General features: G+C 74.3%; 19 protein-coding genes and 2 pseudogenes. 8 read left to right on the forward strand and 13 right to left on the reverse strand.

Annotation, left to right across the window (positions count from 1 at the left end; genetic code table 11):
* Window positions 1-49: 49 nt before the first annotated feature.
* On the reverse strand, window positions 50-868 hold the full coding sequence (locus tag ACQP04_RS01260; RefSeq protein ID WP_037048441.1) for an IclR family transcriptional regulator domain-containing protein: 819 nt from the start codon (window positions 866-868) through the stop codon (window positions 50-52).
* A gap of 195 nt (window positions 869-1063) precedes the next feature.
* Between ACQP04_RS01260 and ACQP04_RS01265 the strand changes: the two genes are divergently transcribed.
* On the forward strand, window positions 1064-2497 hold the full coding sequence (locus tag ACQP04_RS01265; RefSeq protein ID WP_433505256.1) for an amidohydrolase family protein: 1434 nt from the start codon (window positions 1064-1066) through the stop codon (window positions 2495-2497).
* A 214-nt stretch (window positions 2498-2711) separates the two neighbouring features.
* Here the strand turns inward: ACQP04_RS01265 and ACQP04_RS01270 are convergent, their stop codons facing one another.
* Window positions 2712-3125 carry a hypothetical protein gene (locus ACQP04_RS01270; protein ID WP_433505257.1) on the reverse strand — a complete coding sequence of 138 codons (414 nt, stop codon included), beginning with the start codon at window positions 3123-3125 and terminating at the stop codon, window positions 2712-2714.
* 115 nt (window positions 3126-3240) lie between these two features.
* Window positions 3241-3387 (reverse strand): annotated as a pseudogene (locus ACQP04_RS01275) (SDR family NAD(P)-dependent oxidoreductase); the annotation flags it as partial.
* Between the two features lie 53 nt (window positions 3388-3440).
* Here ACQP04_RS01275 and ACQP04_RS01280 point away from each other — a divergent pair.
* Complete coding sequence (locus ACQP04_RS01280; protein ID WP_433505258.1) at window positions 3441-3902, forward strand: hypothetical protein; 462 nt, start codon at window positions 3441-3443, stop codon at window positions 3900-3902.
* The gene (locus ACQP04_RS01285) at window positions 3890-5056 is read left to right on the forward strand and encodes a glycosyltransferase (RefSeq protein WP_433505259.1); all 1167 of its coding nucleotides are present in this window, start codon (window positions 3890-3892) and stop codon (window positions 5054-5056) included. Before ACQP04_RS01280 ends, ACQP04_RS01285 begins: the two co-directional genes overlap by 13 nt.
* Before the next feature lie 15 nt (window positions 5057-5071).
* On the opposite strand, the gene ACQP04_RS01290 is transcribed toward ACQP04_RS01285, so the two are convergent.
* From ACQP04_RS01290 to ACQP04_RS01300, 3 genes are all read right to left on the reverse strand, one after another.
* Entirely contained in the window at window positions 5072-6664 is a 1593-nt protein-coding gene (locus ACQP04_RS01290; RefSeq protein ID WP_433505260.1) for an MFS transporter, read from the reverse strand.
* Between the two features lie 79 nt (window positions 6665-6743).
* Complete coding sequence (locus ACQP04_RS01295; RefSeq protein ID WP_037048455.1) at window positions 6744-6944, reverse strand: hypothetical protein; 201 nt, start codon at window positions 6942-6944, stop codon at window positions 6744-6746.
* Window positions 6945-7036: 92 nt separating this feature from the next.
* Window positions 7037-9082: an NAD(+) synthase gene (locus ACQP04_RS01300; RefSeq protein WP_433505261.1), complete on the reverse strand. Its 2046-nt coding sequence runs from the start codon at window positions 9080-9082 to the stop codon at window positions 7037-7039.
* A 225-nt stretch (window positions 9083-9307) separates the two neighbouring features.
* On the opposite strand from ACQP04_RS01300, the pseudogene ACQP04_RS01305 reads away from it, so the two are divergent.
* Both ACQP04_RS01305 and ACQP04_RS01310 read left to right on the forward strand, forming a co-directional pair.
* Window positions 9308-10126: pseudogene (locus ACQP04_RS01305) on the forward strand (alpha/beta hydrolase); the annotation flags it as partial.
* A gap of 20 nt (window positions 10127-10146) precedes the next feature.
* Entirely contained in the window at window positions 10147-10818 is a 672-nt protein-coding gene (locus ACQP04_RS01310; RefSeq protein WP_433505262.1) for a GntR family transcriptional regulator, read from the forward strand.
* Between the two features lie 13 nt (window positions 10819-10831).
* Here ACQP04_RS01310 and ACQP04_RS01315 read toward each other — a convergent pair whose 3' ends face one another.
* Entirely contained in the window at window positions 10832-11788 is a 957-nt protein-coding gene (locus tag ACQP04_RS01315; protein ID WP_433505263.1) for an SDR family NAD(P)-dependent oxidoreductase, read from the reverse strand.
* A gap of 126 nt (window positions 11789-11914) precedes the next feature.
* Here ACQP04_RS01315 and ACQP04_RS01320 point away from each other — a divergent pair, with 126 nt between their 5' ends.
* Window positions 11915-12511: a TetR/AcrR family transcriptional regulator gene (locus ACQP04_RS01320; RefSeq protein ID WP_433505264.1), complete on the forward strand. Its 597-nt coding sequence runs from the start codon at window positions 11915-11917 to the stop codon at window positions 12509-12511.
* Between the two features lie 17 nt (window positions 12512-12528).
* Here ACQP04_RS01320 and ACQP04_RS01325 read toward each other — a convergent pair whose 3' ends face one another.
* Both ACQP04_RS01325 and ACQP04_RS01330 read right to left on the reverse strand, forming a co-directional pair.
* A complete protein-coding gene (locus ACQP04_RS01325; RefSeq protein ID WP_037048463.1) occupies window positions 12529-13488 on the reverse strand; it encodes an LLM class F420-dependent oxidoreductase in 960 nt (319 codons plus the stop codon).
* Between the two features lie 35 nt (window positions 13489-13523).
* Window positions 13524-13991, reverse strand: coding sequence for a DUF1992 domain-containing protein (locus ACQP04_RS01330; protein WP_433505265.1), 468 nt, complete (start codon window positions 13989-13991; stop codon window positions 13524-13526).
* Between the two features lie 82 nt (window positions 13992-14073).
* Here ACQP04_RS01330 and ACQP04_RS01335 point away from each other — a divergent pair, with 82 nt between their 5' ends.
* The gene (locus tag ACQP04_RS01335) at window positions 14074-14589 is read left to right on the forward strand and encodes a pyridoxamine 5'-phosphate oxidase family protein (protein ID WP_433505266.1); all 516 of its coding nucleotides are present in this window, start codon (window positions 14074-14076) and stop codon (window positions 14587-14589) included.
* A gap of 64 nt (window positions 14590-14653) precedes the next feature.
* Here the strand turns inward: ACQP04_RS01335 and ACQP04_RS01340 are convergent, their stop codons facing one another.
* Entirely contained in the window at window positions 14654-15679 is a 1026-nt protein-coding gene (locus tag ACQP04_RS01340; RefSeq protein ID WP_433505267.1) for an LLM class F420-dependent oxidoreductase, read from the reverse strand.
* Window positions 15680-15795: 116 nt separating this feature from the next.
* Here ACQP04_RS01340 and ACQP04_RS01345 point away from each other — a divergent pair, with 116 nt between their 5' ends.
* Window positions 15796-16434, forward strand: coding sequence for a DUF937 domain-containing protein (locus tag ACQP04_RS01345; protein WP_433505268.1), 639 nt, complete (start codon window positions 15796-15798; stop codon window positions 16432-16434).
* Here the strand turns inward: ACQP04_RS01345 and ACQP04_RS01350 are convergent.
* The 3 genes from ACQP04_RS01350 to ACQP04_RS01360 all read right to left on the reverse strand — a co-directional run bounded on the left by ACQP04_RS01350 (window position 16431) and on the right by ACQP04_RS01360 (window position 19521).
* On the reverse strand, window positions 16431-16715 hold the full coding sequence (locus ACQP04_RS01350) for a putative quinol monooxygenase (RefSeq protein WP_433505269.1): 285 nt from the start codon (window positions 16713-16715) through the stop codon (window positions 16431-16433). The genes ACQP04_RS01345 and ACQP04_RS01350 overlap by 4 nt on opposite strands.
* Before the next feature lie 29 nt (window positions 16716-16744).
* Entirely contained in the window at window positions 16745-18307 is a 1563-nt protein-coding gene (locus ACQP04_RS01355) for a long-chain-fatty-acid--CoA ligase (RefSeq protein ID WP_433505270.1), read from the reverse strand.
* A gap of 86 nt (window positions 18308-18393) precedes the next feature.
* Window positions 18394-19521 (reverse strand): NDMA-dependent alcohol dehydrogenase, encoded by a 1128-nt coding sequence (locus tag ACQP04_RS01360; RefSeq protein ID WP_433505271.1) that lies wholly within the window; start codon window positions 19519-19521, stop codon window positions 18394-18396.
* Window positions 19522-19645 lie beyond the last annotated feature (124 nt).

The following is a 19645-nucleotide window of genomic DNA, read 5'->3' on the forward strand; positions in this document are numbered from 1 at the left end:
GGACATCCGTCCGTCGCGCCTCGGATTCTTCGACCTGAGGCGGCCGGCGTCAAGCGGGGCGCGACGAGCCGGGCACCGTCACGTGCGGGACGGTCTCCAGCCGGGCGAAGTCCGCGCTGATCTCCCCGGCCGCGTGCAGCAGCAGTGGGAGGTGGTGCTCGCGCAGGTGCTCCACGGACGTCTCCGCCGCGTGGCAGTTGACGTTGACCCCGGCGATCACGCGGCCCGACCCGTCCCGCAGGGGTGCCGCCACCGAGCGGATGCCGGGCGCGAGCTGCTCGTCCGTGAGCGCCCAGCCGCGGGCCCGCACCTCGCGCAGCACCGCGTCCCGCTCCGCGCGGTCCGGCTGCCAGCGCGGGACCAGGCCGGAGCGGGTGGGTTCGGCGAGCACGCGCTCGAGCTCGTCGGGCGGGAGGGCGGCGAGCTGGACCTTGCCCAGCGAGGTCTGCAGCGCGGGGAACCGCGTGCCGATCTGCACCGCCAGCGACACGATCTTGGGCACCGAGACGCGGGCGACGTAGACGATGTCCGAGCCGTCGAGCTGGGCGATCGAGCACGACTCGTTCGTGCGCTCGACGAGCCGCTCCAGGTGCGGGCGGGCGACCTCCCACAGGCCGGTCGACCGGACGTAGGCCACGCCCAGGTCCAGCACCCGCGGGGTCAGCGCGAAGCCGCGCTCCTCGGCGCGGACGTAGCCGAGCTCGGCGAGGGTGAGCAGGATTCGCCGGGCCGTCGGCCGGGCCAGGTCCGCGGCGGCGGCGACCTCGGCCAGGGACATCACGGGCCGGCCGGGCCGGAACGCCGTGATGACGTCCAGCCCGCGGGCCAGGGCCTCGATGAAGTCCGGACCCGTTCCCTCGCGTGGCATGCGTACCCCCGTCCCGCCGCGTGCGGCGCCCACCGTAGCCCGGCCGCGTCCGCTGGCCGGTCAGGGCATACCGCGGCGGGCCCGCGCCCCGGGCCCGGAGTGATTGACACCGCCGACGGGCTCGACCACAGTAGCCCGCACGCGGGGCTGACCGACAGGCGGACGATGGTCCGAAGATCGCGAGGGAGCGAGCCGATGAGCGAGTCGACCGAGGGGCGCCCGATCGTCCTCCGCGGTGGGACCGTGCTGACGATGGACCCGGCCAAGCGGGTCCTCGCCGGTCAGGACGTACTCGTGACCGACGGCCGCATCGCCGCCCTCGGCCCGGACCTCGAGGTGCCGGAGGGCACCGTCGAGATCGACGCGACCGGCGGCATCGTCATGCCGGGGATGATCGACACGCACCGGCACATGTGGCAGACGGCCATGCGCGGCTACGGCGCCGACTGGACCCTGACCCAGTACTTCGTCTGGTACTACCTGGAGTGGGGCAAGGCCTTCCGGCCCGAGGACGTGTACGCGGGCAACCTGCTCTCGGCGCTCGAGGCGCTCGACGCCGGCGTCACCACCACCGTCGACTGGTCGCACGGCCTGCAGACGGTCGACCACGCCGACGCCGCCGTCGACGCCCTGCTGGCCGTGCCCGGCCGGTTCGTGCTGGCCTACGGCAACATCCAGCAGGCGCCCGCCGAGTGGACCGCGGCACCCGAGTTCCGCGACTTCGTCTCCCGCCGCCGAGGCGACCTGGACGGCTTCCAGATGGCCTTCGACGTGACCGGCGACCCGGCGTTCCCGGAGAGGCCGGCCTTCGAGGTCGCCCGCGAACTGGGCGCGCCCGTCACCACGCACGCCGGGGTCTGGGGGGCCACGAACGACGACGGCATCCGGCTCATGCACGAGCACGGCTTCATGACGCCCGGGTCGGTCTACGTGCACGCCGCGACCCTGTCCGCGGACTCGTACCACCGGATCGCGGCCACCGGCGGCTCGGTGTCGGTGTCCACGGAGAGCGAGCAGAGCGCCGGCCAGGGCTACCCGCCCACCTGGGCGCTGCGGCTGCACGGCATCCCGGTGTCGCTGTCCATGGACACCTCGGTGTGGTGGAGCGGCGACCTGTTCTCCGCCATGCGCACCACCCTCGGCGCGGACCGCTCGCGCGAGCACCTGGAGGCGCACGCCAAGGGGAACACCGTCACCCACGCCGCGCTGCGTGCCGAGCAGGTCGTGGAGTGGGCGACGCTCGGCGGAGCCCGGGCGCTGGGTCGCGACGCCGAGCTGGGCAGCCTCGAGGTGGGCAAGTCCGCCGACGTGGTGCTGATCCGCAACGAGCACTCGCCGGTGATGTTCCCGCTGCTCAACCCCTACGGGCACGTCGCCTTCCAGGCCCAGCGCGGCGACGTCGACACCGTGCTCGTGGGCGGGCGGATCGTGAAGCGGGCGGGCCGGCTGGTCGACGTCGACCTGGCGGCGGCGCGGGCGACGGTCGAGCGGACCGTCGAGCACCTGCGGTCGACGCTCGGCGAGGAGGCCTGGGCGCGGGGCATGAATCCCGACGTCCCGGAGACCAAGATCCTCGACAACCCGTACACCTACACCGACTACCAGAGCGCCGCCACGCACGGCGGGTGAGTCACGCTGCCACGGGGAGCGCGACGCCGGTGAGCCGCTCGGACTCGGCCCAGAGCCGGGCGGCCAGGTCGACGTCCCGTGCCCGGCGCGGCACCTGGGCCTCGGTGGTGGTCCCGACCAGGCCGAACCGCCCGTCCGGTCCGTAGTAGCCGCCGTCGGTCGCGGTGGGGTCGGCCGCGGCGAACAGCAGGGGCTCGGCGCCCTGCCGCGGCTCCTACCACGGCAGGATCCCCACTCCCCGGCCCATCAGGCTCGGCCTGGTCCGGCCCGTCGTCGGGCCGGCGGTCTGCAGGTTGGTGCGGGTGAATCCGGGCTGCGCGGCGGTGCTGCGCAGGGTCCAGCCGCGGTCCCGGGCCACCGTGGAGAGCTGCCGCGCCATCAGCAGGTTCGCGAGCTTCGACTGCGCGTAGGCGAGCGTCGGGCTGTACCGCCGCTCCCACTGCAGGTCCTCGAACCGGATGCGGCCGAGGTGCGCCGCCCCGCTGCTCATGGTCGCGACCCGCGGTTCCGGCGCGGACAGGACAAGCGGGAGCAGCCGCATGGTGAGGGCGAACGGGCCGAGGTGGTGGTTGCTGCCGAACTGCAGCTCGAACCCGTCGGCCGTGGTGAAGCGGGTGGGCGGGGCCATCACGCCGGCGTTGTTGACCAGGGTGCCGACGGGCGTGCCCGCGGCGAGGCAGGCCGGCCGCGAACTCCTCGACGGACGCGAGGTCGGCCAGGTCGACCCGGCGGACCTCCAGTTGTGCCGAGGGGTGCTCGCGCAGGACCTCGGCCTTCGCGGCGTCGGCCTTCTCCGGCGTCCGGACGGCGAGGACCACCCGGGCGCCCGCCCCGGTGAGCCGCCGCGCGGCCTCCTTGCCGGTGCCGCTGTCGGCCCCGGTGGCGCGCAGCCCGGAGCAGCGCGAGGAGCGGCCGGCGCGCGATCCTCGGCACGGCCGAGGCGATGCTGCGTGAGGCGCCGGTCGCGGACCTGACCCTCACCGCCCTCGCCCGGCGGTCCTGCCTGGCCAAGTCCGCGGTGCTGCGCTACTTCGACTCCCGCGAGGCCGTGCTCCTGGAGCTGCTCGCGGCCGAGTGGCAGGCCCTGCTCGCCGAGCTCGCCGAGCGCCTCCCGGCCGCGCTGACCGCTGACGACCCGGGCGCCCGCCGGGGCGCTGGCCGGGGCGCTGGCCGGGGCGCTGGCCGGGGCGCTGGCCGGCCGGTGCTGTGCGACCTCGCCGCGGCGCAGGCCGCCGTGCTGGAGCGCAACGTCTCGCGACTCCGATCCGGAGCCGGCCGCGTTGCGCCTGGACTTCACCGGCACCCTCCGCGAGCTCCTCGCCGTGCTGCTGGCCGGTCTGGCCGCGCCCTCCGGCTGATCGGTACGCCGCGCAACGGTTCTAGATTGGACGGGTGCGCGTCCTGATCTCGAGCATCGCCGCCCACGGCCACACCTACCCGCTGCTGCCCTTCGCGATCGCGGCGCGCGAGGCCGGGCACGAGGTGACCTACGCGATCGCACCCAGCTTCCACCCGCTCGTCGAGCGGCTGGGGTTCCGGCCGGTCGCGGCCGGCGGCGAGATCCGCGAGGCGTTCGGGCAGGTGTGGGCGCAGTCGGGGAAGGACCCCCGGGACCGGTTCTCCACCCCGCCGGACGAGGTGATGGCGATGGCCGGCCGGGTCTTCGGCGAGGTCCTGCCGCGGCGCACCGCCGCCGAGCTCGCGCCCGTACTGGCGGAGCTGCGCCCGGACGTCGTGGTGCACGAGGCGGGCGACCTCGGGGCCGGGCTCGCGGCGAAGGTGGCCGGGATCCGGGGGCTGTGCCACGGGTTCGGACGGGTGGCGGGCGGAAAGATGCTCGCCCGTGCCGGCGACCACGTGGGCGGGCTGGCCGCCGAGCTGGGGCTGGACCCCGCCGTCGTCGCAGGCCCGGGACTCGGCGACCCGTTCCTCGACGTCTGCCCGCGGTCGCTGCAGGACCCGGCCTTCCTTGCCGCCTTCACCCCGGACCGCGCGCCTCGCGTGCCGCTTCGTCCGGTGCCCTTCGCCGAGCCCGCCCCGCTGCCGCCCCGGGTGGGGGAGCCCGGCCCGCCGCTGGTCTACCTCACGCTGGGCACGGCGTTCGCCGAGGGCAGTGTCCTGCGCACGGCGATCGAGGGCCTCGGCCGACTGCCCGCCCGGGTGCTGGTGGCCGCCGGGCCCATGATCGACGCCGCGCTGGTCGACGACCTGCCGGACACCGTGCGCGTCGAGCAGTGGGTACCGCAGGCGGACGTGCTCCCGCACGCGGCGCTGGTGGTGCACCACGGCGGCTCGGGAACCACCCTCGGCGCGCTGGCCTCCGGGGTGCCGCAGCTCCTGCTGCCGCAGGGCGCCGACCAGTTCGACAACGCCGGGGCGGTGCTGGCCGTCGGGGCCGGTCGGCGGCTGCTGCCCGGCGAGGCGACGCCCGACGCCGTCGCCGAGGTCGCCTCGTCGCTGCTCACCGACCCGGAGCCGCGGGCGGCCGCCGGGGCGGTGGCCCGGGAGATCGCGGCGATGCCGTCGCCGGCCGAGGTCGTCGCCGGGCTGCTGTCCTGATCGTTGCCGGCCTGGTCAGGCCGCGCAGGGCTCGGGCCGCGCCGCGGTCCCGACGGCCTCGGCGGGCTCGGCGTGGTCCGCCGGTCGGGCGTGCCGGAGGGCGACGGCGGCGACGCCGGCGATCACCACCGCGACGCAGCCCGCCGCGAACGAGGTGACCTGCATGCCCGTCACGAACGCCTCGCGGGCCACCCCGAGCAGCTCGCCGCCGACGGGCGCGGGCAGCTCGGCCGCCACGCGCGCGGCCCCGCCCAGCGTGTCCTCGGCGGCCGCCGCTGCCTCGGCCGGGACGCCGACCGGCAGCGCGCCGGCGATCCCGCCGCGGTAGAGCGCCACGCCGATGCTGCCCAGCACCGCGATCCCGAGCGCGCCACCCAGCTCGGCGGCCGTCTCCGAGATCCCCGAGGCCGCGCCCGCCTTCTCCTCCGGGGCCGAGCCGACCACCATCTCCGTGGTCAGGCCGAACACCGGGCCCATCCCCAGCGAGATCACGACCGAGGCCACGACCAGCGCGGTCAGGCCCTGCTGCGTGGTGACCGTGGTGAGCACGAACATCCCGGCGGCGGCGCAGGCCAGCCCGCCCGCGACGACGTGGGCCGGCCGGACCCCGCCCAGCAGCCGCGGCGCCAGCTGCGAGGCGACCACGAACGCCGCCGCCGACGGCAGCGACCACAGCCCCGCCTCCAGCGCCGACTGACCCAGCACGAGCTGCAGGTACTGCGCGACGAAGAGGAAGTAGCCGATCATCACGAAGATCGCGAGGAAGTTGACCACGAGCGCCGCGGTGAACCGGCGGTTCCGGAACAGCGCCACGTCGATCATCGGCTCGACGAGCCGGCGCTGCCGCCGCACCCACAGCGCGCCCACGACCAGGCCGGCGGCGATGGCCACGAACGCGCCCGTGCCCGGGCCGTGCTCGGCGATCCGCTTCACGCCGAACACCACGGCCAGCAGCGCGACGACGGACATGGCGGCGCTGAGCACGTCGAGCCGGCCGGCGTCGGGGTCGCGGAACTCGGGCAGCACGCGGGGACCGATGACCAGCAGCGCGCCCATCACGGGCAGGGCCAGCAGGAACACCGAGCCCCACCAGAAGAAGCCGAGCAGCACGCCGCCGAGCACGGGCCCGATCCCGCTGCCCGCGGAGAAGGCACCGATCCAGATCCCGACGGCCAGCGAGCGCTCCCGCGGGTCCCGGAACATGTGGAAGATCAGCGACAGGGTGGAGGGCGCGATCGTCGCGCCGGACAGGCCCAGCAGCGCCCGGCTCGCGATCAGCATCTCCGGCGTGGTGGAGAAGGCGGCGAGGACCGAGGTCAGACCGAAGGCGGCGGCGCCGACGAGGAGCAGCCGGCGGCGGCCGATCCGGTCGCCGAGCGTGCCCATCGTGACCAGCGCGCCGGCGACCATGAAGCCGTACACGTCGACGATCCACAGGAGCTGGCTGCTCGACGGCTGGAGGTCCGCGCTGACCTGGGGGAGCGCGAGCTGCAGCACCGTCAGGTCCATGACGTAGAGCAGGCACGCCAGCGCGAGCACGGCCAGGCCGGTCCACTCCCGGCGGCTCGCCCTCGCGGGCGAGGTGGTCGGTGTGGTCGGCGTGCTCATCGGGCTCTCCTTCCGCGGGTGTACGGAAGGGGGACCCCGGCGGGACGCGGAACTCATCGCGCCCGCCGGCCGGCGAGGGTCAGAACAGGTGGAGGACGCCGTAGGCGTAGGCGGTGCCCGCCAGCAGGAGGCTCAGCACGGCGAGGACGACCAGCGAGGCCCGGCCCGCGGGTCCGCGCTCGTCGGCGGCCGGCGCGGCGGTGAACAGCGGTGGCGCCCAGGGCTCGCGGGCGTTGCAGCCCCAGCCGGAGGCTCCCCACGCTGTGTGACGGTCGGGCACGACGGACTCCCTCGAACGGATGGCTCCCGTCCCTGTAGTCGTCACCGCCCGCTCGGCGTTACGCCGTCCGGCGCAGCAGCGCGCACACCCGGCTAGCTTTCGGGCACCTCGCGGCGGATCTCGTCGAGCCAGATCCGCGCCGACATGTCCGACGGCGCCCGCCAGTCCCCGCGCGGGGAGAGCGACCCGCCCGCGGAGACCTTCGGGCCGTTCGGCAGCGCGCTGCGCTTGAACTGGCTGAACGAGAAGAACCGCTGCGCGAACACCTCGCTCCAGCGCCGGATGTCCGCCATCGAGTAGCTCGGCCGCTCGTGCTCGGGGAAGCCGGGCGGCCACGGGCCCTGTGCCGGGTCGTGCCAGGCGTGCCACTGCAGGAAGGCGATCTTCGACGGCCGCAGCCCGTAACGGAGCGTGTAGAAGAGCGTGAAGTCCTGCAGCGAGTAGGGGCCCACCTTCGCCTCGCTGCTCTGGACCTCCTCGTCCTCGCCGGTCGGCACCAGCTCCGGGGTGATCTCGGTGTCGAGCACGTCCGTGAGGACCTCGCCCACCTCGTCGTCGAACTGCTTCGACGAGACGACCCACCGGATCAGGTGCTGGATCAGGGTCTTCGGCACCCCGCCGTTGACGTTGTAGTGCGACATCTGGTCGCCGACGCCGTAGGTCGACCACCCCAGCGCCAGCTCGGAGAGGTCGCCGGTGCCGAGCACGATCCCGCCGCGCTGGTTGGCCGCCCGGAACAGGTAGTCGGTGCGCAGGCCGGCCTGGACGTTCTCGAACGTCACGTCGTAGACGGGCTCGCCGGAGGAGAACGGGTGGCCGAGGTTGCGCAGCATCAGCCGCGCGGTCTCGGTGATGTCGATCTCCTCGAAGGTGACGCCGAGGGCCTCGGCGAGGCGGTACGCGTTGCCCTTCGTCCGGTCGCCGGTGGCGAAGCCGGGCAGGGTGAACCCGAGGATGTCGCTGCGCGGCCGCCCGGCCCGGTCCATCGCCCGCGCCGCCACGATCAGCGCATGCGTGGAGTCCAGGCCGCCGGACACCCCGATGACGATCTTCGGGTTCCCGATCGCCCGCATCCGCTGCTCCAGGCCGGAGACCTGGATGTTGTAGGCCTCGTAGCAGTCCTGCTCGAGGCGCGACTCGTCCGCGGGCACGAACGGGAAGCGCTCGATCTCGCGGCGCAGGCCGAGGTCGCCGCGCGGCGGGTCGAGCCGGAACTCGATGCGTCGGAAGGCGTCCGTGCGGTCGGCGTGGTGGCGGCGGTTGTCGTCGAACGTCCCCATCCGCACCCGCTCGGCGGAGAGGGTCGCGATGTCGACGTCGGCCACGGACTGGCGCGCGCCCTGGGGGAAGCGCTCGGTCTCGGCGAGCAGCAGGCCGTTCTCGTAGATCATCGTCTGGCCGTCCCACGCGAGGTCGGTCGACGACTCGCCCTCGCCGGCGGCGGCGTAGACGTAGGCGGCCAGGCAGCGCGAGGAGGCGCTGCGGGCCATGAGCTTCCGGTCCTCGGCCCGGCCCACGGTGATCGGGCTGCCGGACAGGTTGGCCAGCACCGTCGCGCCGGCCAGCGCGGCCTCTGCCGAGGGCGGGACCGGCACCCACATGTCCTCGCAGATCTCCACGTGCAGCACGAAGCCGGGCACGTCGGAGGCGGCGAACAGCAGGTCGGGCCCGATCGGCACGTCCTCGCCGCCGATCCGGATCGTGCCGGTGACGTCGTCGCCCGCGCCGATCTGCCGGCGTTCGTAGAACTCCCGGTAGGTCGGCAGGTAGGACTTCGGCGCGACGCCGAGGACGCGGCCCCGGTGGATCACGACCGCGCAGTTGCGCACGCGCTGCCGGTGGCGCAGGGGCGCGCCCACCACGAGTACCGGCAGCAGCCCGGCCGAGCCGGCCACGATCTCGTCGAGCGCCGCGGCCACCGCGTCGAGGAGCGTGTCCTGCAGGAGAATGTCCTCGATCGAGTAGCCGGTCAGCGTGAGCTCGGGGAAGACCGCGAGCCCGACCCCGTCCTCGTCGAGCGCGCGCGCCGTCTCCAGGACGGCGGCGGCGTTCGCCGACGGGTCGGCGATCGTCGTGTGGATCGTGCAGGCGGCCGTGCGCAGGAAGCCGTGCCGGTAGGCCGAGAAGAAGTCCTCCACACCGGCAGTCTGCCCCAGCTGATCGGCACGTAATCCCGCCGGTCGGTCCGGTTCGTCCCGGCCGGTGCTCGACCGGCGGCGGACCCGGACCGTCGGCGGGAAAGATCACGGCTCCGGCACCCGGGCGATCGACCGTCCTGCGGAACGGCCTTACGCTGCGCTTTCCGGCCATCCACGGAGGACACACGTGTCGATTCCCGCGTCCGACCCGATCCCGTCGTCTTCGTCCACGGCCTCTGGCTGCACGCGTCGAGCTGGACGCCGTGGGTCGAGCTGTTCACCGAACGCGGGTACGCGCCCGTCGCCCCCGGCTGGCCCGGCGAGGCGCCGACGGCCGAGGAGTGCCGCGCCGACCCCGATGCCGTCGCGAACCGCGGCATCGCCGTGGTCACGGACCACTTCGCCTCGCTGATCTCCGACCTGCCCACCCAGCCGATCGTGATCGGCCACTCCTTCGGCGGGCTGATCGCCGAGAAGCTCCTGGGCCAGGGGTGCGCGCGGGCCTGCATCGCGATCTCGCCCGCCCAGTTCAAGGGCAACCTGGCGCTGCCGCCCGCTCAGCTCAGGACGGCGTTCCCGGTGCTGAGCAGGCCGAAGCTGCGGACCCGGAGCTGGATCCACTCGAAGGACTCCTGGCACGCGGGCTTCGCCAACGCGATCAGCCGCGAGGAGTCCGACGCGCTCTACGACGCCTACGCCGTCCCCTCGCCGATGAAGCCGCTGTTCCAGGCCGCGACCGCCAACTTCGCGCTGCACAGCGAGGCCTCGGTCGACGTGCACCGCGATCGCGGGCCCGTGCTCGTCGTCGGGGCCGGGAAGGACCGGACGGTGCCGGAGGCGACCAGCCGCGCCGCCTACCGGATCCTCTCCCGCAGCCCCGGGGTCACGGAGTGGGCCGCGTTCCCGGATGCCGGCCACTCCTACGCCGTCGACTCGACCTGGCGGGACGCCGCGGACCTGGCCCTGGAGTTCCTCGCCCGGCACGGGATGGGGTCGGCCAGCCCCGCCGATGCCGCCGCGCCCGTGGACCCAGCCCCGGCCTGATCACTGGCTAGGCTGCCGGGATGGCGATCCCGGTGGGGACGGAGCGGCGCCAGCTGTCCGAGCACGTCGCGATGGTCGTCCGCGAGGCGATCATGTCCGGGGAGCTCCGCGGGGCGGACTACCTGCGCACCGAGCAGCTCGCCGAGCGGCTCGGGGTGAGTGCCACGCCGGTGCGCGAGGCGCTGATGGTGCTGCACAGCGAGGGCGCCGTGCGCTGGGAGCCCCGGCGGGGGTTCCGGGTGGTGCCGCTGACCGAGCGGGACGTCGTGGACATGTTCGCCGTGGCCGCGTTCATCGAGGGCGAGCTGGCGGCGCGGGCCGTGGACCTGCTGAGCGACGCCGACGTGCGCCGGCTGCACGAGCTGCAGGCCGGGCTGGTCGACGCCGCCCGCGCCGGCGATCCGGACGAGGTCTTCCGGTTCAACCACGAGATCCACTCGGCGATCAACCGGCCGGGCCTCTCCGCGCGGCTGCAGACCCAGCTGACGATGTCGCTCAAGTACCTGCCGCGCAGCCACTACGGCCGCGTCGACGGGTGGGTGCAGGCCTCGGTCCGCGACCACGGCCCGGTGCTCGCGGCGCTGGCCGCCCGCGACGCGGGGGCGGCGCGGGCGGCCATGCGCGACCACATGCTGCACATCGGCGAGCTGCTGCGGGTCCACCTCGAACGGGCGGGGGTGTTCACACCCTGAGGCGGAGCGCCCGTCACACCTTGATGGTCGCCATCGAGACGTCCCACAGCCGCTCGGCGGACTCGGGGTCCACGGCGTAGTCCGCGACGCCCCGGTAGGTGCCCGGCACGTGCGGGCCGGCCTCGGCACAGTCCTCGAAGTACCGCCCGCCGATGCCCTCCACCAGCGGCGACGCGGCGAGCAGCACCGAGGTCGCGGCCCCCTGCTCAGGCGTCTTCCAGCCCATCGCGGCGCCCCGCTCCTCCAGCGACGTGAGCTCGGCCGGGCCGAGGTGGCGCTGCAGGTTCGTGCGGATCCCGCCCGGGCTGAGGGCGTTGACGTGGATCCCGTCGCCGCCCCACTGCCGGTTGGCCTGCACCGCGAACAGCACGTTCGCGGTCTTGGACTGCCCGTACGCGGTCCACGGGTCGTAGTCCCGGCCGTGGTAGTGGACGTCGTCGAACACGACCGGCGAGCGCAGGTGCGCCGCCGACGACACCGACACCACCCGCGCCCCGTCCGCGGCGACGAGCGCCGGGAACAGGCCGGTGGCCAGGGCGAAGTGCCCGAGGTGGTTGGTCGCGAACTGCAGCTCCCAGTGGTCCGCGGTGCGGGTCAGCGGCGCCGCCATGACCCCGGCGTTGAGCACCAGCATGTGGAGCGGGCCGTCCCAGTTGGCCACGAAGGCCCGGATGGACGTGCGGTCGGTGAGGTCGAGCCGGGCCACCGAGACGAGCTCGTTGCCGGTGACCCGGGTGATCTCGGCGGCGGTGGCGGCCCCCGCGTCGAGGTCGCGCACGGCGAGCGTCACGCAGGCGCCGGCGGAGGCGAGCGCGCGGGCGGTCTCGAGGCCGATGCCGGAGGCCCCGCCGGTGACGACGGCGCGGCGGCCGCCCAGGTCGAGGCCGGCGACGACCTCGGCGGCGGTGGTGTCGGCCCCGAACGGGCCGGTGAAGGGGCGGGAGATCGAGGGGGTGAACGTGACGGTCATGGGAACCCCTTCCGCAGAATCGTGGCACGCCCGGCGAGTGCGCCCGGGCGCGTACAGTGCAACCGGAGCTGCCTCCGGTCCGAACCCGGGTGAACCGGAGGCTGTTCCGGTTGACAGGAGACAGTGATGCAGGTCACAACTGGTGGCGACGCGGTGGCGGAGTCGGGACGGCCGCTGCGCGCGGACGCACGGCGCAACCGCGAACGGCTGCTCCAGGTGGCCGTCGAGGCCTTCTCCCAGCCCGGCCGGGACGTGTCGCTGGAGGGCATCGCGAAGGCGGCCGGCGTCGGGATCGGCACGCTCTACCGGCACTTCCCCACGCGGGAGGCCCTGGTCGAGGCGGCGTACCGCAGTGAGGTGGCCCGGTTGTGCGACGCGGTCCCCGGCCTGCTCGAGGCCGAGCCGCCGGACCGTGCGATGCGGACCTGGATGGACCGCTTCGTCGACTACATGACGGCCAAGCGCGGCATGGCCGACACCCTGCGGGCGATCGTCGCGACCGGCGGCAACCCGTACGCCGAGACCAAGGCGCGGATGCGCGAGGCCGTCGGCTCCTTCCTCGAGGCCGGCGCGCAGGAGGGCACCCTGCGCTCGGACGTCGACCCCGGGGACGTGATCGCCGCGCTGTCCGGGATCACGCTGTCCGCCGGTGCGCCCGAGCAGCGCGAGCAGGCCGGCCGCCTGCTCGACCTGGTCATGGACGGGCTGCGCCCCCGCAACTGAGCTACCGGGCTATCGGGCTACTGCGGCGCCAGGGCCTCGACGGTCGCGACCGGGTCCCCGCCGCCGAGCGGCGCCAGCACCGGTGTGCTCACCCCCGCCTTCACGTACTCCTCCACCTGCTCGCGCACCGCGGCGGCGGGACCGTGCAGCACCAGCCGGTCGACGACGTCGTCGGGAATGGCCTCGACGGCACCGCGCCGGTCCCCGTCCGCCCAGAGCTTCCACATCGGCCCGAGCTCGGTGCGGCCGAGCCACTGGTGGAAGGCGCGGTAGACCGGGACGTTGAGGTAGGCGGCGGCGAGCCGGCGGCCCAGCGCGCGGGCCTCGTCCGGCTCGGCGTCGGGCACCACGAAGATCCGGGCCACGATCTCGGCGTCGGGTTTGCCGTACTCGCGCACGTGCGGGGCGACGGCCCGGACGTCGTCGGCCGTGAGCCAGTTGACGATCGCGCCGTCGCCCTCCCGGCCGGCGAGCCGCAGCATCCCGGGCCGCAGCGCCGCGACCAGCACCGGCGGCACCGGGTCGGGCACCTCGCCCAGCCGGAACCCGCGGATCGAGAACGACGCCCAGTCCTCGGCCACCCGCTCGCCGGTGAACGCCGCGCGGAGGAACCGCAGGGTGTCCCGCACCCGCCCGTAGGGCTCGTCGAACGGGATGCCGTTCCAGCCCTCCACGATCACGTCGGACGAGCTGCCGATGCCGAGCGCGAACCGGCCGGGTGCCAGGTTGGCCAGGGTGGCCGCGGACTGCGCGAGGAGGGCCGGGCCGCGGGTGAAGGCCGGCACGATCGCGGTGCCCAGCCGCAGCGCCGGGGCCCACTGCGCGGCAAGGACCAGCGGGGTGAACGCGTCGGTCCGGTCCGCCTCGGCGCTCCAGACGTCCGTGTAGCCGAGGTCGGGGAGCCGTTCGACCACCGCGCGTTGCTCGCGGAGCGGGAGGCCGGAGAGCGGCAGGGTGATGCCCCAGCGGTCGGGCACGAGGTACCTCCACGAGCGACGGTGATCTTTCGACGCTAGTTCGCCCCGGCACCCCGGCGCCACCACGGGCTCCGCCGCGGCGCGGGCGTCTCCCGGGCGCGGGCCCGTCGCAGGGCGTCCGAACGCGTCTCCCGGTGGGCCCGCCAGGCCTCCACGACGGCGTCGGGATCGGCCCGGCGCAGCGGCAGCCGCGGCCCGTCCGGGGCGCGCAGGTAGCCCGCGATGCGGGCGTTCAGCTCGGCGACGAGATCGCGCACGGCCTGCTCGGTGGGCAGGTCACGGACCGTCTCCGGCAGCCGCTCGACCTCCTTGCGGAGCTGGACCGGGGTGGGCAGCAGCACGTCGGACGGCACGCCCTCGCGCCGCAGATAGCCCTTGATCCACCAGTTCTCGTCCGCGTCGGCCAGGTTCGGCAGCGGCCGGCCCTTGCCGGGCAGGTCGTCGAACTCGCCGCGTTCCACGGCCTCGCGGATGGCCTTCTCGACGGCGGACTCGTACCTCATGGAGCACCCCCGGCTCCCACGGTAGGCGATGAGTTCCGGGCGTGGCGGCGGTCCATCCGACGACGACCCGAGGAGGCCCGCCATGACCCGCACGCTCGAGCCGGTGACCGAGTTCGACGGCCGCTACAGCGAGCCCGCCGCCCAGCCGACGCCGTGGGCGACCGCCCGCGCGCGGCTCGCCGCCGCCCCGCTGTACTGGGTCTCGACGGTCCGGCCCGGCGGCCGCCGCCCGCACGTCACGCCGCTGATCGCGGTGTGGCACGAGGGGGCACTGCACTTCTGCACCGGGGCGGGGGAGCGCAAGGCCCGCAACCTCGCGGAGACCCCGGGCTGCGTGGTCACGACCGGCTGCAACGACCTGGACCGGGGGCTCGACGTCGTCGTCGAGGGCGAGGCGGTGCGCGTCACGGACACCGCGGCGCTGCAGGCCGTCGCCGACGCCTACGTCGCGAAGTACGGCGAGGAGTGGCATTTCGACGTCGCGGACGACGGCACCTTCGTCGGCGACGGCGGCCCCGCCCTGGTGTTCGCCGTGGCCCCCGAGGCGGTGTGGGCCTTCGCCAAGGGCACCTACGGTCAGACCCGGTACCGCTTCTGACCGCGCCCCCGACCCCGGTGAACGGCGCTCTCGCTCACACCTACTGAGCGAACGCGCCGCTCGCTCAGGACAGTGCGTCGGCCACGGCCTCGAGGCCGCGCGGGTTCCCCTGCACGAGGATCGTGTCGACGACGGTCTCCTCCCAGGCGGGGAGCTCCGCGCGGATCTTCTCCGTCGGCCCGACCAGCGCGACGTCCTCGACCATCGCCGTGGGCACCGCGGCGACCGCATCCTTCTTCCGGCCCTCCAGGTACAGCTCCTGGATCCGGACGCACTCGGCCTCCCAGCCCATCCGGACGAAGACCTGGTTGTGGAAGTTGGCGTCCTTGGCGCCCATCCCGCCGACGTAAAGGGCGAGGAAGGGGCGGACGTGGTCGGCGGCGCGCTCGACGTCCGCGTCGACGATCACGGGCAGGGAGGCCTGGACCCGGAAGTCGTCCGCCGTGCGGCGTGCCCCGGGCCGGGCGAAGCCCTCGGCGAGGGCCTCGCGGTAGAACGCGTCGGCCTTGGGGGAGAAGAAGAGCGGCAGCCAGCCGTCCGCGATCTCGGCGGCCAGCGCGACGTTCTTCGGGCCCTCGGCGGCCAGGTAGATCGGCAGGTCCGGGCGCACGGGGTGGACCGTCGAGCGCAGCGGCTTGCCCAGGCCGGCGCCGCCGTCGACCGGCAGCCGGTAGAACTCGCCGTCGAACGCCACCGGCTCCTCGCGGGCCAGCACCTTCCGCACGATCGCGATGTACTCGCGGGTGCGGGCCAGTGGCCGCGGGTAGCGCTGCCCGTACCAGCCCTCCACGACCTGCGGGCCCGACGCGCCGAGGCCCAGCACGAACCGGCCGCCGGAGAGGTGGTCCATCGTCAGCGCGGCCATCGCGGCGGCGGTCGGGGTGCGCGCCGACATCTGCAGGATGTTGGTGCCCAGCGTGATCCGGCTGGTCGCGGCGCCCCACCAGGCCAGCGGGGTGAGGCAGTCCGAGCCGTAGGCCTCGGCCGACCACACCGACTCGTAGCCCAGCCGCTCGGCGGCCAGCACCGACTCCTGCGCACCCGGTGGCGGGCCCGAGGACCAGTAGCCGATGTGGAACCCCAGCCGCATGACGCCTCCTCGTGTCTCGCGCGGAACCTACCCGGGGCCCTGTGGACACCCCTGTGGACGGTCCCGGACGACGGACAGGGCGCGCGGACCACGGGACCGCCGCTAGTCTCCGCCGCATGAGCCCGGTCGACGAGATCCTCGCCCAGGTTCCGCTCGGAGACCTCGCGGCCCGCCTGGGCGTCGACGAGGCCACCGCGGAACACGCCGCCCGCCAGGCCCTGCCGGCCCTGCTCGGCGGCATCCAGGCCAACGCGGAGGACCCCGCGGGGGCCGCCTCCCTCGCGCACGCGGTGCAGCAGCACGACTCCGGCCTCATCGACGGCGGGGTGGACCTCGGACAGGTCGACACCTCGGACGGCGACCGGATCGTCGGGCACGTGTTCGGCGAGCAGCGCCCGATGGTGGTCAACCAGCTGGGCGGGCTCGGCCCGCTCGGGGGGAGCCCCGGCGGCGGGGCCGCGGCCCCCGGCGCGCAGGGTGCGCTCGGCGGGCAGGACGGCTCCGGCCTGATCGCGAAGCTGCTGCCGATCCTCGCCCCGATCGTGATGTCCTACCTGGCCAAGAAGGTGGCCGGCGGGTCCGCGGGCACGGGCGGGCTGCCCGGGTCCGGCGCGGGCTCCGGCGGCGGGCTCGGGGACCTGCTCGGCGGGATCCTCGGCGGCGCGGGCGGGCGGTCCGGCCAGGGCGGGATCCTCGGCGGCGGGCTGGGCGACCTCCTCGGCGGCCTGCTCGGCGGCGGCCGCAGGTCTCCCTAGGGATCGCCCACTGCGGAGACCGTGTACCGCTTCACGTCCGCGTCGAGGATCTGCGCCTGCTGGCCCTCGGAGGGCCCGCTGCCCCGGAAGGCGAGCAGCGGCTCCTCCGCCGTCCAGCGTTCGTAGACGTTCACCCTGCCCGGGTCGAGCACGTCCGCGGTGATGGAGAAGTCCAGGCAGCCCTCGGCCGCCCGGGCGAGCTCCACGACCTGCGCACATCCGGCGACGTAGCCGTCCCGCTCGGCGGGGTCGACGACGAGGTGTCCCGCGACGATCAGCATGTCCTGGTGACCGTCGCGGGACCCCGGACTCATCGCACGCGGTCGCGCAGCACCGGCTTGAGGACCTTGCCCGAGGCGTTGCGGGGCAGCGCGTCGAGCACCAGCAGCCGGGTCGGCTTCTTGTAGGAGGCGAGCCGGGTGCGGCACCACTCGGTGAGGTCGTCGAGCGACGGCGGGGCGGCCGGGTCCAGCGGCACGACCACGGCGACCGGGGTCTCGCCCCACTTCTCGTGCGGCGCGGCGACCACGGCGACGTCGGCCACCTCGGGGTGCGCGGCCAGGACGTTCTCGACCTCGGCGCAGTAGATGTTCTCCCCGCCGGAGATGATCATGTCCTTCTTGCGGTCGACGACGTAGAGGAAGCCCTCCTCGTCCTCCCGCACCAGGTCGCCGGAGTGGAACCAGCCGCCGGCGAACGCGTCCGCCGTGGCCTCCGGCAGGTTCCAGTAGCCGACCATCAGGTTCGGGCCGCGGTAGACGATCTCGCCGACCTCGCCCTGCGCGACGTCCTTCATCTCGTCGTCGACGATCCGGATGGACACGGCCGGGACCGGCCTGCCCACGGAGCCGATCTTGCGGATCGCGTCCTCGCCCTCCAGCACCGTGGTGACCGGGGACATCTCGGTCTGGCCGAAGGTGCAGACGTTGGGCACACCCGGGAAGGTCTCGGCCATCCGCTCCAGCAGGGTGACCGACGCCGGGGCCGCGCCCCAGCACATGACCCGCAGGTGGGCGGCCCGCGCACCGGCGTCGGGCACGGCGACCACGGCCTGCCACTGCGCCGGGACGAGGAACACGTGCGTGACCCGCTCGCGCTGCAGGACGTCGAGCAGCCCGTCCGGGTCGAACTGGCCGCTGGGCAGGATCACCGTGGTGCCGCCGGTCGCGATGAGCGGCGCGATCCCGCCGATCGCCGCGATGTGGAACATCGGCGAGGCGCAGAGGTTGACCTCGTCGTCCCGGTAGAGGCGCCAGTAGCGGATCAGCGTCTGGGTCTGCACCGACAGGTTGAGGTGGCTGAGCACCGCGCCCTTCGGCCGCCCGGTGGTGCCGGACGTGTACATGATCAGCGCCGGGTCGTGCTCGTCGATCGCGACCTCGGGCAGCGGGCGCTCCGGCCCGGCAGCCAGCTCGTCGAACGACAGGGAGCCGGGGCCCGCGGCGGCGGGATCGGTCCCGGTGACCAGCACGACGGCCGGGCCCGCGAGCGTGCCGCGGACCTGCGCCGCGAGCGGGGCGAGGTCGGCGTCGACGGCCAGCGCGACGGAGCCGCTGTCGCCGAGGATGAACGCGACCTCCTCGGCGGAGAGCCGGAAGTTCACCGGCACCGCGATGGCGCGCAGGGCGTTCGCGGCGAGCACGGCCTCCAGGAACTCGGGCCGGTTGCTCATCAGCACCGCGACCCGGTCGCCCTCGCGGACGCCCTGTTCGGCCAGGGCCCCGGCCAGCGCGCGCACCCGGGCGCGCAGCCGCGTCCACGTGATGCGCTCGCCGCGGAAGACGAGGGCGGCGCGGTCGGGTGTCTGGTGGGCGTGCCGGTCGATCTGCGCGATCCAGTGCTGGCCGCTGCCGGGCAGTCGCGGGGACGTCATCGTTCTCCTGAGGTCGCCTGGACGTGGTGCTCCTCCGGCGGCCGCGGGCGTCGCGACCGCCGGAGGAGAGTCTGCCCCGGACCGGCCTACCAGTCGGCCTCGGTGTAGCGGACGACGCCGCGCAGGTTCTTCCCGTCGCGCATGTCCTGGTAGCCCTGGTTGATCTCCTCCAGGGTGTACGTGCGGGTCACGAGCTCGTCGAGCTTGAGCCGGCCCGCGCGGTACTCGTCGAGCAGCCGGGGGATCTGGGTGCGCGGGCTGATCCCGCCGAAGATCGCGCCCTGGATCCGCTTCTGCAGCAGGGCCAGCTCGAACAGCCCGACCTTGGCGTCGATCTGCTGCATGTCCGCGATCGCCGTGACGACGACCTGGCCGCCCTTCGCCGTGAGGTCCAGCGCGGGCTGGATCATGTCGCCCTCGAGCTCACCGACGGTCAGCGCCACGGTGTCGGCCATGGTGCCCCAGGTGAGGTCGCGGAGCGGCTCGAGCGCCTCGGCCATGGAGGAGAAGGTGTGGGTGGCACCGAACTCCTGGGCCCACTCGCGCTTGTAGGCGACCGGGTCGACCGCGACGACCATCCGCGCGCCGGCCGCCGCGGCGCCCTGCACCGCGTTGATCCCGACGCCGCCGACGCCGACGACCACCACGACGTCGCCGGCCTTGGTGCCGCCGATCGAGGCGGTGGAGCCCCAGCCGGTGGAGACGCCGCAGCCGAGCAGGGCCGCGGTGGCCAGGTCGACGTCCTTCTCGATCTTGATCACGGACGACTGGTTGACGCAGACGTACGGGGAGAACGTGCCCAGCAGGCACATCGGCGACACCGGGTTGCCGGAGGCGGTGATCCGGAAGGTGTCGTCGGCGATCGCCTTGCCGGTCAGCAGGTTCGCGCCCTGGTCGCAGAGGTTCTGCATGCCCTTCGAGCACGGCCGGCAGACGCCGCAGGCGGGGATGAAGCCGAGGACGACGTGGTCGCCCTCCTGCAGCCCGACGACGCCCGGGCCCACCCGGGTCACCACGCCGGCGCCCTCGTGCCCGCCGAGGACGGGGTACACGGGCACGGTGTTGGCCCCGGTGCGGACGTGCTCGTCGGAGTGGCAGAGGCCGGTGGCCGCGAGCCGGACCTGCACCTCGCCCGGGACCGGATCCCCGATCTCGATCTCCTCGACCTTCCAGTCGGCGTTCGGCTCGTACAGCAGTGCACCCTTGGTCTTCACACTTCCTCCGACGCTGGGGGGTCTCGGACGACCGCGCGAGTCTCACATGACGGCGACGTCACACTCAAGTCTTCTTATCGATCGTTCAGGGCCGGACGGACGTACGGGCGGCGTCGGGTCGGTC

Source organism: Pseudonocardia halophobica (genome assembly GCF_050948485.1).
Classification (GTDB): Bacteria; Actinomycetota; Actinomycetes; order Mycobacteriales; family Pseudonocardiaceae; genus Pseudonocardia; species Pseudonocardia halophobica.

Excerpts from the sequence above, each read along its gene's own strand:
- ACQP04_RS01260 (WP_037048441.1), bottom strand. The coding sequence starts at position 868 with ATGCCACGCGAGGGAACGGGTCCGGACTTCATCGAGGCCCTGGCCCGC.
- ACQP04_RS01265 (WP_433505256.1), top strand. The coding sequence starts at position 1,064 with ATGAGCGAGTCGACCGAGGGGCGCCCGATCGTCCTCCGCGGTGGGACC.
- ACQP04_RS01270 (WP_433505257.1), bottom strand. The coding sequence starts at position 3,125 with ATGGCCCCGCCCACCCGCTTCACCACGGCCGACGGGTTCGAGCTGCAG.
- ACQP04_RS01280 (WP_433505258.1), top strand. The coding sequence starts at position 3,441 with ATGCTGCGTGAGGCGCCGGTCGCGGACCTGACCCTCACCGCCCTCGCC.
- ACQP04_RS01290 (WP_433505260.1), bottom strand. The coding sequence starts at position 6,664 with ATGAGCACGCCGACCACACCGACCACCTCGCCCGCGAGGGCGAGCCGC.
- ACQP04_RS01310 (WP_433505262.1), top strand. The coding sequence starts at position 10,147 with ATGGCGATCCCGGTGGGGACGGAGCGGCGCCAGCTGTCCGAGCACGTC.
- ACQP04_RS01315 (WP_433505263.1), bottom strand. The coding sequence starts at position 11,788 with ATGACCGTCACGTTCACCCCCTCGATCTCCCGCCCCTTCACCGGCCCG.
- ACQP04_RS01320 (WP_433505264.1), top strand. The coding sequence starts at position 11,915 with ATGCAGGTCACAACTGGTGGCGACGCGGTGGCGGAGTCGGGACGGCCG.
- ACQP04_RS01330 (WP_433505265.1), bottom strand. The coding sequence starts at position 13,991 with ATGAGGTACGAGTCCGCCGTCGAGAAGGCCATCCGCGAGGCCGTGGAA.
- ACQP04_RS01335 (WP_433505266.1), top strand. The coding sequence starts at position 14,074 with ATGACCCGCACGCTCGAGCCGGTGACCGAGTTCGACGGCCGCTACAGC.
- ACQP04_RS01340 (WP_433505267.1), bottom strand. The coding sequence starts at position 15,679 with ATGCGGCTGGGGTTCCACATCGGCTACTGGTCCTCGGGCCCGCCACCG.
- ACQP04_RS01345 (WP_433505268.1), top strand. The coding sequence starts at position 15,796 with ATGAGCCCGGTCGACGAGATCCTCGCCCAGGTTCCGCTCGGAGACCTC.
- ACQP04_RS01350 (WP_433505269.1), bottom strand. The coding sequence starts at position 16,715 with ATGCTGATCGTCGCGGGACACCTCGTCGTCGACCCCGCCGAGCGGGAC.
- ACQP04_RS01355 (WP_433505270.1), bottom strand. The coding sequence starts at position 18,307 with ATGACGTCCCCGCGACTGCCCGGCAGCGGCCAGCACTGGATCGCGCAG.